Raw genomic sequence first — 17,301 nt, forward strand, 5'->3', positions numbered from 1 at the left:
GAAAATCATAGTCAGTTGAGCAGGCCGGGCTTCACACCTGTATTCCGGCACTTGGCCTCGGTCTTCCGAGGCCGGATCGAGGGGGAACTGCCAGGGTGAGGAAGTTCAGGTCCCTAAGAAAGTGCCGGCTCATTTTTTGAGTCTGTTAGGAGGTTTAATTCATCGTGGCCCTTACGCCGCTGGAAGTTCTTTGTCAGGCCCTGCCCGAAATGATGGCCATCGTCCTCTGCTGCCTGGCCCTTTTACGCCGGCCATGGACCATCCGCCCTTTGCTGATGGTGGCCATCCCCTTAACCTTCGCTGTCTGGGTCTTCCGTGCCATCGGTTTGCCTTTCGGTGTGCACACCATCCTCATCAGTGTCTTCCTGGCAGCGCTCCTCGTCCTGGTGTACCGGGTGAACCTGCGACAGGGATTGATCGCCGCCGTGCTGACGATTATGCTGGTGGCCGTCTTCGAGATCATCGGCGGGGGGATTATCCTAGTGAGCACGGGATGGACCTACCAGGACTTTGAAGCCAATCAACTGGTCCATATCCTGAGCGGCCTGCCACATGTTATTCTCCTTCTGGCCACCGCCCTTCTGATCAGGACGCGGCATGAGGGAGGCTGGCGCCGGTGCATCGGACTAGAATAACCCCTTGAAGGGAGCGAACCAAGGTCGTTAAAGAAAACGAATTTCTGCAGCCGTATATTGAGACGCTCCGCACCCACTACTGGACGGGGCACTTTTTCTTTCTCCTGGCGTGCCTGATCGCTCTATTGACTTATTTTCCTATGAAGCCCTTCTTTTACTACACTTCCCTTCAAGGGGTTACGGTTCTCTGGGCGGTCACCATCGGGCTGATGATCATCCTGCAGCGGAACCTCTACCTGGCCGACTTCCGTTTCGCCCGGCCCTGGTCATGGGGCGGCATAGTCTACGCCATCCTTTCCACGGGGACAGTCGTCCTACTGGTCGCGGTCACCGGCGGCCATGCCAGCCCCTTCCGCCTCCTGGTCGTCCTCCCGGTCATCCTCTGCGCCCTGCACTACGGCTGGCGCACGAGCCTCCTCACAGCCTTCCTGGCGGTAGTTCCCCTGATGGTTTTTGATCACCTTGCCGGTGTGCAACCCCTCGCCACGAAGATGGGTGAGGACATCTTCCTCTTCGCCGTGGCCGCCACCATCGGCTGGCTCGTGGGCCAGGTTACCGACCTGAACCGCCAGATGGCGCGCGACCTGGCCGGGGACCGGTCTTTTCTCCGCAGTGTTCTCGACAGCCGGCCCAACGGGCTGGTCGTATTCGACGACGGGAACCGCATCACGTTCGCCAACGCGGCTTTCGAAAAGATGCTCGGGCAGGAAGCCAGGGTTTTAACTTGCCTTGAGATGGCGGACCTGGGGCTGACGGTGGAAGGAGACCTGGGCAAAATCCTGGCCGGTGCAAGGGCCGGAACGGCAACCCGGAGTGTCCGGGGGAACCTCGTCCGGGACGGTGAACTGCGGCACCTGGAACTGGATTTCATCCCGCTGCCGGCGGACACCCCGCAGGGGTCGGTGCTGTCCACCGTCCGTGACGTCACTGCGGTAACGATCCTCGGCGAGCACCAGTTGCAGTCGAACCAGGTCCTGGAGATGCTTGAGCTGGCCGTCGTCGGAGTGGATGCCTCGGGGCATGTGACGCTTTTCAACCCCGCCGCCGAACGCCTGCTGGGCCTTTCCCGGGAAGAAGCGCTGGCGCTTGACGAACCCGACCTCTGGCGCTGGGCGAAGTTCAGCCCGGAAGATATATCCCGGTTACTTGAGGGGACCACGAATAACGTTCCTCTCACCCGCGGGGAACAGCACATCCTTGTCAGCCAGAGCAGCCTGCGTGACGCGGAAGGGGGGCGTCACGGCCGGATCATCATCATCAACGACGTCACCGAGCGGCGGCGGATGGAGGACAACCTGGCCCGGGCGGCCACCCTGGCCGTCGTCGGCGAGATGGCCGCCGGTGTGGCGCATGAAATCCGCAACCCCCTGACCGGGGTGCGCGGATTCGCCCAGTTGCTGGCCGAACGCCGCCCGGAGGAACCCATCGGCAACATCCAGCCCTACCTGGAGGCCATCATGGGGGAGATCGACCGGGTGAACAAGCTGATCACGGACTTCCTGATGCTGGCCCGTCCCCGGCAGTCGATCCGCCGGCCGGTGGACCTGCGGGCCCTGGCCCAGTCGACCATCGACCTCGCCCGGAACGAGGCCCTGCTCCACGGGGTGAACCTCAAGGCGGACCTGACACCGGTGCCCGTGGTGGCCGGGGACGGCGAACAGCTGCGCCAGGTGATCCTGAACCTGCTGAGCAACGCCTTTGCGGCCGCCGGGCAAGGGGGAAGGGTTTGGTTGAGCACCGGTGTGACGGGCGGGGAGGTTTTTCTGCGGGTCACGGACAACGGGCCGGGGGTTCCCCCGGAAATCCGGGGAAGAGTGTTTGACCCCTTTTTTACCACCAAGGACCAGGGTACGGGCCTTGGTTTGGCGATCTGCGAGCGCATCGTGCAGGAACACGGCGGACGCGTGGAAATGGAGTGCGGCCCCGGCGATACGTCCTTTACCGTACGGTTACCGGTTTCCGTACCGCAGCATTGATTTCAGCCGTTTGATTTCCTCCGGGCAACCGGCTTCCATCCCGTTGTAGGCCGGGTCCAGACAGGTGCCCGGACGAAAGGGCTGCAGACGGTGACCGTCCGCCGTAAGGCCGGGCAGTTCATCGATCATGCGCTGCAAAAGCGCCGGCGTGTGCAATCCCGGGACCACCGTTGTCCGAACGACGGCGCAACCCGCCGCCAGACCCGCCGTCAAGGTCTCCCTTACCGCATCGGGATTCCGGGCGCCGACAAGAGCGACGTATGCTTCAAACGGAACTTTATAATCCACAGCAAGGTGTCCGATCAGCCCCTCCCGCAAAAGGGCACGGACCACGTCCGGGCGGGAGCCGTTGGTGTCCAGCCTGACGGGCAGCCCGGTCTTCTCCCGCACAAGCTCGAGAAAAGCAGGTAGTTCCGGCCAGAGGGTCGGTTCCCCGCCGGTCACCACCAGGCCGTCCAGCACCTTGCGGCGCGCGGCGAGATAGTCCAGGACCGCCGCCACCGCCACTCCCTCCCCCGGATGGCCGTTCACCAGGTCCGGATTCTGGCACCACGGACAGCGGAAGTTGCAGCCGCGGGTAAAGACCACGGAGGCCACCCTTCCCGGCCAATCGACCAGCGAGACCCGCGTAAGCCCGGCGAGGATCGGCTGGAGACGGCAGTCCAGGTCCGTCACTCCCCTTCCCCATCCCCCTTCGGAAGGTCACTCCCTATGGGCAGGAACACCCTGAAGGTTGTTCCCACGCCCTCGCTGCTTTCCACTGCAATCCGCCCGCCATGCGCCTCAACAATGTTCCGGCAAACCGTCAGGCCCAACCCCGTGCCCGTTTCCTTGGTGGTCAGGAAGGGCTGAAAGATATTCGGCAAGACTTCCGGCGGGATACCGTGGCCCGTATCGGATACTTTAATGACAAGGGTATCCCCGTCGGCCCGGACGCCGATCAGCAGGCGGCCCCCGCCGTCCATCGCCTGGACGGCGTTCTTGACGAGGTTAAGAATGACCTGCCGGATCTGGTCCGGGTCCACCCAGACCGTCGGCAAATCGCAAAGGACGTCCAACTGCAGGGTGATGTCGTGGAGCATAGCCTCGCTCTCAAGGATCAACCGCAGGTCTTCGATGATCTCCGCCGGGTTCACCGGGCGGCGCTCCGGCGGCCGGGGGCGGGCCAGAGAGAGGAAGTCGGAGGTGATACGCCGGACATGCTCCAGCTCACGGGCGACCCAGCCGGCGTATTCACGGACCTTGGACGACTCCGGCGACTCCATAATCAATTGCAGGAAGCCTGCGGCGGCGGTCAGGGGGTTACGGATCTCGTGCGCGATACTTGCCGCCAGCTGTCCCGCCGCCGCGGCCTTCTCCTGTCCCCGCACGAACTCCCGGAGCGCCGTCAGTTCGGTGAAATCGCCCAGGATGAGGACGCTCCCCAGCAGGGAACCGTCCTTCCCCGGCACCCCCAGATGGCATACCCCTAAAGCAAGGTCACGCCCTGCCAGGTTCACCTTGATCTCCTGGTGTGAGACGGGAACGTGCTCCCCATCCGGGGCAGGTATAATCGGTGCCGGGGCAACAATGTGCAGGGCTCCTGTCACATCCCGCCCGAAGAGGGCCGTCGAGGCAAGCCCCGTGAGACGCATAACCTGCCGGTTCCCGAAGCGGATCCGCCCCTCCGCATCCAGGAGCAGGATGCCGGCAGGGAGAAGGTCCAGTAAGGTGCCGAACTGGGACCAGATACCGTGGCACAGGTCGGCACACTCCAGGGTGACCTTCAATGAATCCGCCATGACCTGTAAGGCGTCGTCCACCGCGGGGGGGTCACCTCCCGTCACACCGAGCCACCCGCGAACCATTCCCCTGCTTACGAGGGGCACTGCCCTCCGGAGGGAAGCCAGGTCGATGAGGTCCATGCGCGCCAGCTGCTCATCCGCCGCCGGGGCGCCCGGCTCCCAGGCCAGGCGTTCCCAGTCGAAGGCCCCCAGCCGTTCCCTTAGACCGGCCAGCGTACCGTTGGCGGCGCAAAGCGTCTTCCCGTCGGGCGCCCGGACAATGCACCAGCCGCCTTCCACGTCCAGGACGGCAAAGAGCAGCGCCGGCACCAGGTCGGCCATCGCCCTGAGCCCACAACCGTTCACGTCCGGGACAGAAAGCACCAGGTCGGCCGCCTTGCGCAGCGTGCCGGCACAATCCGGCGCCGAACCCGTCACGCATTCCACCACCCCCAGGACGGCCTCCGTCCGGCAGGACAGTTCCTCGGCGGTCGTGCGGGGCGCCCAATGCGGCTGCGGCACCGGAACAGAAGAGCGGTGCCCCAGCAGGGCACCCAGACGTGCGTGCACATCGTCGGCCGGGGGCTTTCCGTCACAGATCCCCCCGCAAACGGCAAGGCACAAGTTCAGGCCGGGTATGGGATAAACGCGGTGGGTAAGGCCGGCCGGGCAGACCGCGGTCCGGGACGGTTCCGGATCGGCCGGGCCCCAGGCCAGGCCGCGGTAAAAGCTGCGGCAGAGCTGGCACAGGCCCGCCTCATCGATCACCCGGCAGAGAGCAAACGGGTGGGACGTGTGAATGATGTCCCCCGCCGTGTTGACAACGGTGAGGCCCAGGTTAAGGCTGCGGGCCAGGGCGTCCTGGAGTTCGGTCCATTTGCAGGAGGCCAGGGGGAGGCGCCAGGACACTTCAGTCATGGCGCACCGTTGATTGCAGGAGTGGACATCCCTGTGGAACTATTATCATCCAGCGGCTCCCCCTTCCCTGGCTGTGACGTTTTCCCGACTGGTATTGAGATCGCCGGAACTTATAATCAGGGAGGTAACATCTTTGGCCCTGCTCCCCGTGCCTTCCTGCTTTTTAAAAGACCATCATGTTATATTTTCCCACCGACCTTTATGTTGGTCAATAGTGGAACATCTTCCGCTCGGCGTATTCGGCCTTTTTCCCTTCGTTCCACTGGCTGACCGGGCGGTAGTAGCCCACAATGCGGGAGTAGATCTCCGTAGTGCCGCCACAGCGCGGGCAGCGGCGGTGTTCGCCGCTCAGGTACCCGTCGCTGGCGCAGACCGAGTAGGTCGGAGTCAGGGAGACGTAGGGCACGCGGTAGTTATTCATGACCTTGCTGACCAGGCCGGCGCAGCTCTCCGGGTCGGGCAGCGCCTCGCCCAGGAAGATGTGCACCACCGTACCGCCCGTATACAGTTCCTGGAGCCGTTCCTGGTGGTCCATGACCGCGAACACGTCGTCCGTGGCATAGACCGGAAGCTGCGTGGAGTTCGTGTAGTAGGGAGCCGCCCCCTTCCGCCAGGCCTCCTCGTTGGCGCACCGGATGGCGGGGTAGCGCTTCTTGTCGATACGCGCCAGGCGGTGCGAGGCGCCTTCAGCCGGCGTGGCCTCCAGGTTGTAGAGGTTGCCGGTCCGCTCCTGGATCCCGGCGATGAACTCGCGCAGGAAGAGCAGGATACGCTCGGCGAAGGCCCGCCCCTCGGACGCCTCAATGCCGTCACCGAGAAGGTTCAAGGCCGCCTCGTGCCCCCCGACGAGGCCGATGGTGGAGAAGTGATTGGCCCAGAAAGCGCCGGTGCGCTCCTTCACCCCGCGCAGGTAGCGGCGGGAGTATGGGTAGAGCCCGGCCTCGGTCAGGCGTTCGAGGACGCGCCGCTTGATTTCCAGGGAGGTCACGGCCAGCGACGCCAGCTCGGCCAGGCGGGCGAAGAAGTCCTGCTCGTCGCGCGCCAAGTGGGCCAGGCGGGGCAGGTTCAGGGTGACGACGCCGATGGAGCCGGTCAGCGGGCTGGCCCCGAAAAGGCCGCCGCCGCGCCTCAGGAGTTCACGGTTGTTAATCCTGAGGCGGCAGCACATGCTCCGCACGTCCTCCGGCTTCAGGTCGGAGTTCATGAAGTTCGCGAAATAGGGCGATCCATACTTGCCCGTGACCTCAAAGATCCGCCGCGAGACGTCCCCCTGCCAGTCGAAGTCGGGCGAGATGTTATAGGTCGGGATCGGGAAAGAGAACCCCCGGCCGCGGGCGTCCCCGCCGTAGAGGACGTCGGCAAAGGCGCGGTTGATCATATCCATCTCTTCCTGGAAGTCGCCGTAACCGGCGGCCAGTTCGCGCCCCCCGGCGACCGCCGGCTCGTTGCGCATGAAGCCGGGCACGGCCAGGTCGAAGGTGGCGTTGGAAAAGGGGGTCTGGTAGCCCGTGCGCGTGGGTACGTTCAGGTTGAAGACAAACTCCTGCAGCGCCTGCCGCACCTGTGGATAGGAGAGGTTGTCCGCCCGGACGAAGGGGGCGAGCAGGGTGTCAAGGTTGGAGAAAGCCTGGGCGCCGGCCGCCTCCCCCTGCAGCGTGTAGAGGAAGTTGACCATCTGCCCGAGCGCCGAGCGCAGGTGCTTCGGAGGGCCGGCTTCGATCTGGTTCGGCACCCCGCCGAAGCCCTCCTCCAGGAGCTGCTTGAGGTCCCAGCCCACGCAATACACCGAAAGGTAGCCGAGGTCGTGGATGTGGAAGTCGCCTTCGCGGTGGGCGCGGCGCACCTCCGGCGGGTAGACCCTTTCCAACCAGAAGTGGGCGGCCGCGGTGTTGGCGATGTAGTTATGCAGTCCCTGGAGCGAAAACGAGGAATTGGCGTTTTCCGCCACCCGCCAGTCGGCCTGGTTCAGGTAGGATTCGATCAGGTCGCAGCTCACCAGGGACTTCATATCCCGCATCTGGCGGTGCTGCTCGCGGTACAGGATATAGGCCTTGGCGGTTTCGAAGTAGCCGAGTTCCATCAGGGCGGTCTCGACCAGGTCCTGGACCTGCTCCACGGACGGGGTGCGGATATCCTGGCGGGCCAGCGCCTCCAGCACGCGCTGCGTAACCGCCGGGGCGGCCTCCTCGGCCCATGAACTCTCGCCGGTGGCGCGCAGGGCCTTCAGGATGGCCGTGGTGATGCGGCTGCGATCAAACGGAACGATCCGACCGTCGCGTTTCTGGATCACTTCGAACAACATACGTCCTCCTCGCCCTTTCAAATATCGTTCCCATACCAGAAAAACCGGCCCCCTGAATGGAAAGCCGGTATTCAGCGGACCATGTTTGTTTTCGCCTAACAGGAACACTTATCCTTCAAAACATATGTTTAGGAATTGCCGTAGTGCAAAAAATCAATGATCCTCGCCCGGACGGCAGCCGCGGCACTCACCGTGCTCCCCGGTCTCAGCGAAATGCGTGAAGCGGCGCAAGAACTCCACCCGCCCGCGGGGGCAGGAGCGCACGAATTGGACGAGCTTGAGCAGCCTTTCCCGGGCCGCCGGCGAAAGGTGGTGCTCCACCCGGCAGGCGTCCCGCTCGGCGTCTTCGGCCTGCAGGCCCAGGACTTCGTGGAAAAAGGCGAAAAGCATCTGGTGGCGGGCGAAGACCTCCCGCGCCACGGCCTGCCCCTTCGGCGTCAGTTCAATGTGCCCGTACGGCTCCTGGACGGCCAGGCCCTTATCGGCCAGGGACTTGACCGCCGAAACGACGGAAGGCATCTTTACCCCGAGGAAACGCGCCACGTCCTTGACCCGCACCACTTTTTGTTCCAGGCCGATCACGTGCAGGGCCTCGAGGTAGTCCTCGATGGCCGGGGAATAACCTGACACCGGAGTCCCCCCTTAGGTTCCACCTGACCCTGGTCTAGACCATTATACCGCCCCGCCCTGCACCGTGAACAGCAGCCGCCGCAGAGGACCGGCGCCAACAGCGGGGCCCGGCAGCGCGGGCAGCGCAGGGCCCCGCTGCCCCCGACCGGCAGGCCGCACCGGGGGCAACGGCCCGGATCCTTCACCCCGTTCCTCACTTGACCACCCCCTGCTCCGGCACCGGCGACCCCGTTGCACCCCGGCGCCTTAACCGGCAGAAGGCGGCCCCCAGCACACCCGCCCCGATAAGCGCGCCGGCGGCCGCCGCCGCCCCCGCCCAGGCGCTGCCGGGGAAAAGGGCCGCCGCGTGGGCCACCAGGCCGCCGACGGCAAAGGCGACGGTCCATGTCCCAAGCCACATCAGGACCGCCTCCCCGCGGCCCAATTCCTTGAGAATGACCAGCATGGAGGCGATACACGGCACAAAAAGGGTGATGGTCGTGAGGGCCACCGCCATCTGCAGGGGTGTGAGCGGCATCGTGTACAGCCCGGCGGCCCCGAAATCCCTGCGGACGATGCCCATCAGAAAGGCGGTGGCCGCCTCATCCGGGAGATGCAGCCAGCCCACGGCCAGGGGCGCCAGGGCACCCTGCAGCCGATCGAGGGCTCCCGTCACCTGCATCGTGCCGATGATCAGCGCCCCCAGGGCGAAGATTGGTGCGGCTTCCCGCAGAAACTGGAAAGACCGCCGCCACGTCTTCTTCAACACGTTCCCGGGGCGCGGCACCCGCAGCGGCGGCAGGTCGATGAGCAGGTCGGTCGACCTCCCCGGCAGGACCGCGTTCAGGACCGCCCCCACGACCGCAAAGACGACCAGGATCGTCAGGGTGTACAGGGTGACGTAGGGCGCCCCCAGCCCGGCGAGCAGGCTCGCGATCACGGCCATCTGCGCCGAGCAGGGCACGGCCAGGCCCAACAGGAAGATGGCGATACGGCGCTCCCGCGACGAGCCGAGCAGGCGGGTGACGATGGTGGCCATGGTCACGCAGCCGAAGCCCAGGATGAGGGGGATGACGGCCCGGCCGTTAAGCCCGATCCCGGTCAGCACGCGGTCGGCCAGGGTGGCGACGCGCGGCAGGTATCCCGAGTCCTCGAAGAGGGACAGGAAGAAGTAAAAGGCCGTGACGAGGGGCAGCAACAGCCCGAGGACGTACGTAACGGTCATGGTTAAGACGCCGAACTCCCCGGCCAGGATGGTATACGGCGCCGAACCGGGGGCGAAGAACCGCTCCACCGACCCGCGCACCGCAGGTTCGTAATACCCCAGCATCACCGTTTCCTCGGTAAAGCCGACGACGCCGCCGGCGACGAACCGCCCGATGACCTCGTACATCAGCCAGAGGGCGAGCGCCAGGATGGGAACACCGGTCCAGGGCGAAAGCATCCAGCGGCCCAGGCGCTGCCCGAAGGCCGCCCCCCGCCCTTCCTCAGCGAGCACCCGGTCCACAATCCCGTTGACGTGCGCGCGCCGCCGGGAGTAGATCTCCTCCCGCCGGTCCCCGGGCGGCAGCCCGTGCCTGGCGGCCACGTGCGGGTCGCCCTCGAGGATGAGAAGCGCCTCGCCCCGGCCACCCACCCGGTCAACCATCTCGCCCGGCAGGGACTGCAGGCCGGGGGTCGGGTTCCCGGGGCAGGCCTCGGAAAGGCGCGCCTTCACCTCCTCCAGGCCCTCGCCGCGCACGGCCACGGTGGGGACCACCGGCACCCCGAGGAGTTCAGACAGGAGGGCCACGTCAACCCGAAGCCCCTGGCGGCGGGCCTCGTCCGCCATATTCAGGGCGACGATGACCGGCACTCCGGTGTCAATGATCTGCTGCGTCAGGAAGAGGTCGCGCTCCAGGTACGCGGCGTTAACGACGTTCAGCACCAGGTCGGCGGAAAGGACGATATCGCGGGCGATGCGCTCCTCGTCGTTGAAGGATGAAAGGCCGTAGACGCCGGGAGTGTCGACCACCACGTCCCGGCCACACCGTCCGTGGCTGATTTCCAGGGTCGTTCCCGGGTAGTTGGAAACATCGACGTAAAGCCCGGTCAGGGCGTTAAAGAACACCGACTTGCCGGTATTGGGGTTTCCGGCCAGGACGACCTTCCGCCCCCCGTCCGGCAGATTGAACGCGGGAAGAGCGTTAGCGTCGGAGCGCGACATCAACCCGCCCCTCCCTTCCCTGCAAGTCGACCGTGATCTGCCGGGCCAGGCGGCGCCCCAGGGCTATCTCCTGGCGCTTCTTGCGGACCACGACCGGGCCGGAGGGAATTACCTCGGCACAGGTCAGGATTTCGCCCTCCGAGATACCGAAACGTATGGCCTGGGCCCGGACAACCGGGTCGGGAATGGCGGTGACGCGGATTACGCTGCCTCTCGTGGCCTGGTCGAGCGTCAAGTAAATACCCCCTGGCTTAGAGCGGTAGAACTAAATTAGATATGACTAACTTTATAAGAGCATACTAATAGCCCGCCGTCAAGGGGGAGTTTCGGCGGCAACACAAAAAAAACAGGGGTGCATCCCGACCGAAATGCACCCCTGGTCAGTCTAAAGAGCGCCGGACTAGCCGTCCACGTCCTTTTCCAGTTTGCGCAGCACCTCGCGTACCGCGCCCGTGGCGCCCCGCGAGGGGGCGTAGACGTAGGGGCGGCCGTAACGTTCGCAGATGTTCTCAACGTCCGGCATCTTATGTTTCATCGCCTCGGTGACGATGACCACGATGTCGGCCCGCTTCACCTTGCCTTCCAGGAAGCGGCCCACCATAAACCCCGATTCCCAGGTAAAGGACGCCCCCAGGCGTTCGAACATGCGCTTGAAGCTCTCCTTGTAAGCGTCGGCGCCGACCACCAGGACGTTTACGCCGTCCAAGGGCAGGCGGTCATCGGCCGCGGCCTCTTTGGCCGGCCGCTCCCTTTTGTCCCGGCGGGGCGCGGTACGCGGTTCGCGCACGTCCAAGAACGCCTCCCCGGGGTCATATCGCCATGCCACCCGGGCCGTGGAGAGGTCGCCCGCCTCGTAGGCGATCTCGACCAGGTCCCCCTCGGCGAGATCCAGGCTTGTTACGTCCTGCGGGGGGACGGTCACAAAGGTCTCTTCCTCTTCACTGTACGCGCCCCAGGCGCCCCCGTGCTGTTCCAGCGGGGCCACGAAACTTGCCCGTCCGGAGGTGTCCGCCAGGCCTCGCCGCTCCAGGACCTGAAAGTAGTAGACCGGGGCCCCGCGCTCGTTGACCCCCCGGTCCCGCGCGCCGATCAGGTCGCCGTGCTCGATGCCCTCGGCGCGCACGACGGCCTCCGGGACGAAGATCTCCCGCCCGCTGCGGCTCTCGTTCAGAATCCCGCCGCGTACCAGCCGCGTGAACTCGCCGACGTGGTCCCATTCCTCCGCCTCCGCCGGCGGGAGCGGGGGCGGGGCATCCGCCCCGGTTCCGCCTTGTCCGGGGCCGGCGCCGTCCGCCGCGGCGGCAAGGTCGTCCTCGTACCTGCGCAGCCCCTCCTCTAAGAGCAGGAGGTCATGCGCCCGATCCACCAGTTCCCTTTCCTCTTCCGGCCCCGGGCGTTCCTCGTGCAGTCGCCGGTAAAGTCCCTCCCGTGCGGCACGCAGCAGCCCGATTACCCTCGCTACCGCCTCGCGCGGCATATGGATCAACCCCTTCCCTGCGAGGTCTCCCGTGCGATAACCGCCCGCACCCCGGGACGTCTCCCGACCTCGCGCAGCCGGTTTTCGCCACAGACCAGGGCTATTCGCACATATCCTTCCCCCCGCGCGCCGAAAGCGACCCCGGGAACCACCAGCACTCCGGACTCCCGGACCAGGGTAACGGCGAAATCCCGTGAGGAAGTCCAGCCGCCGGGCAGGGGAGCCCAGACGAACATCGAGGCCTTCGGCCGGGGAACGTCCCAGCCCAGGGAGCGAAGTCCGTCGATTAAAACATCTCTCCTTCGCTGGTAGGTTGCGGCCGTTTGGCGGACGGCGTCCTGCGGCCCCCGCAGGGCGGCGGCTCCCGCCTTTTGCACGGCCCGGAAGACGCCGTAGTCGATGTTCGACTTAAGGACACGCAGGGCGTCAAGCACCCGGGCGTTGCCGACGGCGAGCGCCAGCCGGCACCCCGCCATGTTGTAAGTCTTGGACAGCGAGTGGAACTCCACGCCGACCTCCCGGGCGTTCCGCGCCTGCAGGAAACTGGGTGGGCGGTAGCCGTCAAAGGCCAGCTCGGAGTAGGCGGCGTCGTGTACCACCACGATGTCATAGCGCCGGGCGAAATCCGCCACTTCCTCGAAGAAGGGTACCTCGGCCGTCGCCGCCACCGGGTTGTTCGGGTAGTTCAGGACCAGGACCTTGGCCCGGCGGGCGACCTCCGGGGGAACCGCTCCCAGGTCGGGCAGAAAGCCGTTTTCTTTCAGGAGCGGAAGGGGGTGGATCTCCCCGCCGGCGATGATCACCCCGGCACTGTAGATGGGGTAGCCCGGGTCCGGCACCAGGGCCGTGTCGCCCGGGTTCAGCAGGGCAAGGTAGATGTGGGCCAGGCCGTCCTGGGAGCCCATCAATGAAAGGACCTCACGCCGCGGGTCCAGCTCGACCCCGAAGCGCTCGCCGTACCAGTCGGCCACAGCCTGCTTGAACTCGGGCAGGCCCTCGGTCAGGGCGTAGCGGTAGGCGTCCGGCTCGTCCAGAGCCTCGTGCAGGACCCTGATGACGTGGGGCGCCGGCGGCAGGTCCGGGCTGCCGATGCTCAGGTCGATGATGTCCACTCCCCGCGCTTTCACCTCCCGCCCGATGGCGTCCAGTTCCGAAAAGACGGCGGTGTCAAGGCGCTGCAAGCGCCGGGCAAGCTCCACTTAGCAGCTCTCCTCTCCCTGTCATAAGGTGGTGGGGTTTGTGACGTTACCTCCCGGGCGCGGGGCAAGGGCCGTCCGGCGCGGGCCAGTCGCGCAGCGCCAGGTAAACCGCGAGGCCGGCCAGGGCCACCCCGGCCGAGGCCATGTACATCCACTGGTAGCCGGCAAACTGCGCCAAAAAGCCAAGCAGTACGGCGCCGGAGCCGATCCCCAGGTCAAAAGACGAGGTAAAGGTGGCCTGAGCCGCCCCGCGCCTGGTCGGCGCGCAGGCGGCCACGGCCAGGGCCTGCAGCGCGGGATGGATGGCGCCGAACCCCAGGCCGCTGACCACCGCCGCTGCCAGGAACATGGGCAAGTTCGTCGCCAGGCCGAGGATGGCCATCCCGGCGCTGAGCAGGATCAATCCGGGAATAATCACCACCCGGTGGCCGTAGCGGTCGAACAGCATTCCCATAGTCGGTCGCGCGAGCATCAGGGTGATGGCGTAGACGGTAAAGTACACCCCGGCGTTGGTGATCCCGTGCTGCCCGGCGTGCAGGGCGATGAAGGTGGTCACCCCGCCCCAGGTGAAGGTAGCGAAATACATTACCAGCGAGGGCTTCAGGGCGCTGGGTTCCCAGAGCGCCGGCGGCGGCCCCCCGTGCCTGGCGCGCACCGGAGGCACCCGGATCGTGGTGATCACCAGCAGGGCCAGCAGCGAAAGGACGGCCGTGCTCCAGAAAAGGGCCGGGAAGCCGTAGTGGTTGGCGGCGAAGAAACCCAGGATGGGTCCGACGGCCATTCCGAGGTTGGCCCCCAGGCCGAAGAAACCCATCCCTTCGCCGCGCCGGGGTAAGGGCACCAGGTCCGTGGCAACCGTGGCCGCGGAGGTGGTCACGATACCCCACCCCACGCCGTGGATGACGCGCAGGACGAGCAGCAGGGCGACGGTCGCCGCCCCGTTGTAGCCGGCCACGGCCAGGGTGAAGACGGCGGCCCCCACCAGCCAGATCCCCCGCCGCCCGTGCCGGTCGAGCCCCAGCCCGGTCAAGGGTCGGACCGCCACCGAGGAAACGGTGAAGATCCCGGTGACGAGACCGACGATCAGCCTGCTTCCGCCCATGGCGTCGACATAGACCGAAACGGTCGGCATCAGCATCTGAAAGCCGACGAAGATAACGAGGTTATAGATGCAGATCAGGGTGAAGTCCCGCGTCCAGAGGACAGGCCGCGCCCCACCGGCGCCGGCGGGTGAGGCCGCCGCGCCCGGCGCCTGCTTGGCCAAAAATATCACCTCGGCAAAGGCGTATGAAGTACACTATTTCGCCACCCTTCTCAGCATTCCTCTAGAGGCCCGTATAACGCCTTCCCCGGCGGTGGCAAACTGATCCTGACCGTAAGGAGGCGAAAACCCATCCATAGGCGTGCGTTAACCCTCAAGTTTACTTTCACGGCGCTCATTCTTCTGGCCGTCTTCGGCCTCTGGCAGGGCCTGTCCCCTCTGAACCCCGTCCTTACCGCCGTAGTCCTGACCGGGATCGCCTATGTCATCGGCGACACCTGGGTCCTCCCCAATTTCGGTAACCGGGTGGCCACAGCCATCGACGTCGCGCTCGCCGGGGTCATAATTTGGGCGGTACAGCTCGTCCTTGCCGGCTTCGGGGTCTCCCTTAACGCCGTCGTCCTCGCCGCCCTGCTGACGGGTGCTGCCGAATGGTTTTATCACCGTTACCTGGAAACCACGGGAGGAGTCGACGTCTCCCCGCCTTCATGAGCCACGCTCCGCACCCGCCCTTCCCGCTTCGCCGTCCTCCGCCCTAAAATACAATTCTTTAGCCCTTATCCCGGGTGCAACGAACGTGGTAATATTTGGAATAATAGCGGGAGGGGGATGGTACGTCGATGCCATGGGGTTGGAGAAGGAAAGCGACCCTCGGGAGCACACTGGGGACCTTCCTCGCCGGGGCGGTACTGGAGAACCATCTCAACTTCCTGAACGCGCTGGGAAGCGGGATCGGGGCCGTCATCGCCGGGCTTCTGGCTCTGGCCGGGGCCGTTTTCCTGGTCCGCCTCGTGGTCTTGCGCATTATCGCTTTCCGGCGCTGGCGCGCCTTCTGTCAACGGCCGCAGTATGTGGCGCCGGCACGCCGCCCGATGGAGGAGCCGTAGCGCGTAACCGCTCCACCAGCGGCGGCAGCACCTCCAGGAGGTAAGAGATCTCGGACTCGGTGGTGCCGCGCCCCATGCTGATCCGGATGGTGCCCAGCGCCGTCCCGGGTTCGATCCCCATGGCCAGGAGGACGTGAGAGGGCCGGGGGTTGCCGGTCGTACACGCCGAGCCCGTGGCCACGGCCACTCCGAGGGCGTCCAGCTCCGCCGCCAGGGCGCGCCCTTCAAGGCCCTTAAAGGAAAGGCTCAGATGCCCGGGCAGGACCTCCCGCGGATGCCCGTTCACCCGGACACCATCCACCCTGTCCAAGAGCCCCCGCAGGAAAAGAGAACGCAGCCGGGCCAGTTTGCCGCGCACCGCCCCGCGGTCCCGGGCCGCGACCTCCACCGCGCGCCCGAGCCCCACAATGGCGGCCAGGTCCTCCGTGCCGGCCCGCCTCTTGCTCTCCTGGAGGCCCCCGCTCACCAGCGGAACGAGGGGCGTTCCACGGCGCACGTAGAGGGCCCCGATGCCCTTCGGCCCGTAAATCTTATGCCCCGACAGGCTCACCAGGTCCGCCCCCAGGGCGCGGACGTCCAGTTCCTCGCAACCCGCCGTCTGCACGGAATCCACGTGGAAAAGGATCCCCCGCCGGGCGGCCAGGGCGGCCACCTCCCGCACCGGCTGCAGGGTGCCCACCTCGTTGTTGGCGTGCATGACCGATATGAGGACGGTGTCAGGTTCCACGAGGGCCTCCAGGGCCTGCACGTCCACCCGCCCCGTCGGGTCCACGGAGGCCAGGGCGACCCGCCACCCCTGCTCCTCCAGAAAACGGCCTGACTTGAGCACCGACTGATGCTCGACGGCCGTCGTCACCAGGTGCCGCCCGCGCTCCCGCAACGCCCAGGCCGATCCCTTGACGGCCAGGTTGTTCGCCTCCGTGCCCCCGCTGGTGAAGATAATCTCATCCGGGGCGGCGTGCAGGAAAGCGCCGACCTTCTCCCGCGCCTCTTCCACGGCCGCCCGTGCCCGCCGCCCGAAGCCGTGGCCGGAGGCCGGGTTTCCGAAGACCTCGCCGAAATACGGGAGCATGGCCGCCAGGACCTCCGGGTGCACGGGCGTCGTCGCCGCATGGTCGAGGTAGACCGGGTAACCCATCGTCATTCGCGTAAGTCTCCCCCTTTCGCAGCACTAACAGTATATGGGGCGGGGCCGCGATCGTCACAACGACGAGAAAGGCCCGGGATATCCATCCCGGGCCTCGTTTGCGCATGGAAACGGAAGACTCTAATTGGCGAGGCGCTGGCGTGAAATCGTCCACTCGCGGCGCGGCCGCCACCGGCGCTTGCTGCGCAGGGCCTGCAGCCCTTGTCCCTTCGAACCCGAAAGGGCAAGAATCCTCTTCTTCGCCACCACGTGGTCCATCCCCAGGCCGTCACAGATCACCGCGAAAAGAGGTGACCGCAGAAAGCCGACAGCTGAGAGGAAGGACGAACGGTCAGGACCATACGGCCCACGGCTGATGTCACGGACGACCTCTTTGAGCACAGCCGCTCCCAGCCGCAGATGCCCCTCCATTTCGTGCGCTACCCTTCGCATCGCCGCATCCCTCCCGTCTGTACCTCCGGCAATAGTCGAGGGGCCTGCAAAAGGCTTACTGAAATATTGTAGCAAGACAGCCCCTCGAGGTCAAAGGACAAAACAGGAAATGCGGTCTAAAACTATCTCTTCTCGTCGAAGTTCTCAAATATCTTCTTAAAAACGAAGATCAGGGCGATATTAACCACGCCGGCGAAGATGAAAAGACCCGCCAGGACGAAGTTAATCACCTCCCGGCCGATAAACAGGAAGGTCGCCCCGGCGGCGATGAACAACAGCCCGGAGATTAGACGGAGAACATAAGAACTGGAAAACAAAGTCCTATTCTTCCTTTCACAAATTACCTGTCAGGCCCGGAGCCCTTTCTCCCATAATGTCATATCCACGGGCCCCCGCGCAAGGCCGCACGTTGCCTTTCGCCCGTCCCCGGTGATAGAATCTCCTTAATCCCCACCATCCGCAGAAGCTTGGCGGACCGGGAGGCAGCTT

General features: G+C 65.5%; 16 protein-coding genes. 4 read left to right on the forward strand and 12 right to left on the reverse strand.

Features of this window, described 5'->3' with window-relative positions:
- Window positions 1-164: 164 nt before the first annotated feature.
- The gene (locus QMC81_07555) at window positions 165-635 is read left to right on the forward strand and encodes a hypothetical protein (protein MDI6907324.1); all 471 of its coding nucleotides are present in this window, start codon (window positions 165-167) and stop codon (window positions 633-635) included.
- Between the two features lie 140 nt (window positions 636-775).
- Entirely contained in the window at window positions 776-2,611 is a 1,836-nt protein-coding gene (locus tag QMC81_07560; protein ID MDI6907325.1) for an ATP-binding protein, read from the forward strand.
- On the opposite strand, the gene QMC81_07565 is transcribed toward QMC81_07560, so the two are convergent.
- The 9 genes from QMC81_07565 to QMC81_07605 all read right to left on the reverse strand — a co-directional run bounded on the left by QMC81_07565 (window position 2,585) and on the right by QMC81_07605 (window position 14,349).
- A complete protein-coding gene (locus QMC81_07565; GenBank protein ID MDI6907326.1) occupies window positions 2,585-3,286 on the reverse strand; it encodes an anaerobic ribonucleoside-triphosphate reductase activating protein in 702 nt (233 codons plus the stop codon). The genes QMC81_07560 and QMC81_07565 overlap by 27 nt on opposite strands.
- The gene (locus QMC81_07570) at window positions 3,283-5,292 is read right to left on the reverse strand and encodes an ATP-binding protein (protein MDI6907327.1); all 2,010 of its coding nucleotides are present in this window, start codon (window positions 5,290-5,292) and stop codon (window positions 3,283-3,285) included. Before QMC81_07570 ends, QMC81_07565 begins: the two co-directional genes overlap by 4 nt.
- Window positions 5,293-5,500: 208 nt before the next feature.
- A complete protein-coding gene (locus QMC81_07575; protein ID MDI6907328.1) occupies window positions 5,501-7,594 on the reverse strand; it encodes a ribonucleoside triphosphate reductase in 2,094 nt (697 codons plus the stop codon).
- Between the two features lie 153 nt (window positions 7,595-7,747).
- Window positions 7,748-8,224 (reverse strand): metal-dependent transcriptional regulator, encoded by a 477-nt coding sequence (locus QMC81_07580; GenBank protein ID MDI6907329.1) that lies wholly within the window; start codon window positions 8,222-8,224, stop codon window positions 7,748-7,750.
- 193 nt (window positions 8,225-8,417) lie between these two features.
- Entirely contained in the window at window positions 8,418-10,409 is a 1,992-nt protein-coding gene (locus QMC81_07585; GenBank protein MDI6907330.1) for a ferrous iron transporter B, read from the reverse strand.
- Window positions 10,390-10,644, reverse strand: coding sequence for a ferrous iron transport protein A (locus QMC81_07590; GenBank protein ID MDI6907331.1), 255 nt, complete (start codon window positions 10,642-10,644; stop codon window positions 10,390-10,392). Before QMC81_07590 ends, QMC81_07585 begins: the two co-directional genes overlap by 20 nt.
- Window positions 10,645-10,809: 165 nt before the next feature.
- Entirely contained in the window at window positions 10,810-11,886 is a 1,077-nt protein-coding gene (locus QMC81_07595) for a DUF2325 domain-containing protein (protein MDI6907332.1), read from the reverse strand.
- A gap of 5 nt (window positions 11,887-11,891) precedes the next feature.
- On the reverse strand, window positions 11,892-13,085 hold the full coding sequence (locus QMC81_07600; GenBank protein ID MDI6907333.1) for an aminotransferase class I/II-fold pyridoxal phosphate-dependent enzyme: 1,194 nt from the start codon (window positions 13,083-13,085) through the stop codon (window positions 11,892-11,894).
- 46 nt (window positions 13,086-13,131) lie between these two features.
- On the reverse strand, window positions 13,132-14,349 hold the full coding sequence (locus QMC81_07605; GenBank protein ID MDI6907334.1) for an MFS transporter: 1,218 nt from the start codon (window positions 14,347-14,349) through the stop codon (window positions 13,132-13,134).
- Window positions 14,350-14,478: 129 nt separating this feature from the next.
- On the opposite strand from QMC81_07605, the gene QMC81_07610 reads away from it, so the two are divergent.
- Together QMC81_07610 and QMC81_07615 are read left to right on the forward strand one after the other, a co-directional pair.
- Window positions 14,479-14,838 (forward strand): DUF2512 family protein, encoded by a 360-nt coding sequence (locus QMC81_07610; GenBank protein ID MDI6907335.1) that lies wholly within the window; start codon window positions 14,479-14,481, stop codon window positions 14,836-14,838.
- A gap of 128 nt (window positions 14,839-14,966) precedes the next feature.
- Entirely contained in the window at window positions 14,967-15,233 is a 267-nt protein-coding gene (locus QMC81_07615; GenBank protein ID MDI6907336.1) for a hypothetical protein, read from the forward strand.
- Here QMC81_07615 and QMC81_07620 read toward each other — a convergent pair.
- The 3 genes from QMC81_07620 to QMC81_07630 form a co-directional block, all read right to left on the reverse strand.
- Window positions 15,151-16,377 carry a cysteine desulfurase family protein gene (locus QMC81_07620; protein MDI6907337.1) on the reverse strand — a complete coding sequence of 409 codons (1,227 nt, stop codon included), beginning with the start codon at window positions 16,375-16,377 and terminating at the stop codon, window positions 15,151-15,153. The genes QMC81_07615 and QMC81_07620 overlap by 83 nt on opposite strands.
- A 123-nt stretch (window positions 16,378-16,500) precedes the next feature.
- Window positions 16,501-16,812: a hypothetical protein gene (locus tag QMC81_07625; protein ID MDI6907338.1), complete on the reverse strand. Its 312-nt coding sequence runs from the start codon at window positions 16,810-16,812 to the stop codon at window positions 16,501-16,503.
- 122 nt (window positions 16,813-16,934) lie between these two features.
- Window positions 16,935-17,129 (reverse strand): hypothetical protein, encoded by a 195-nt coding sequence (locus QMC81_07630; GenBank protein ID MDI6907339.1) that lies wholly within the window; start codon window positions 17,127-17,129, stop codon window positions 16,935-16,937.
- Window positions 17,130-17,301: the final 172 nt, after the last annotated feature.

The sequence above is a fragment of the Thermoanaerobacterales bacterium genome (assembly GCA_030019475.1).
In the GTDB taxonomy this organism is placed as follows: domain Bacteria; phylum Bacillota; class Desulfotomaculia; order Desulfotomaculales; family JASEER01; genus JASEER01.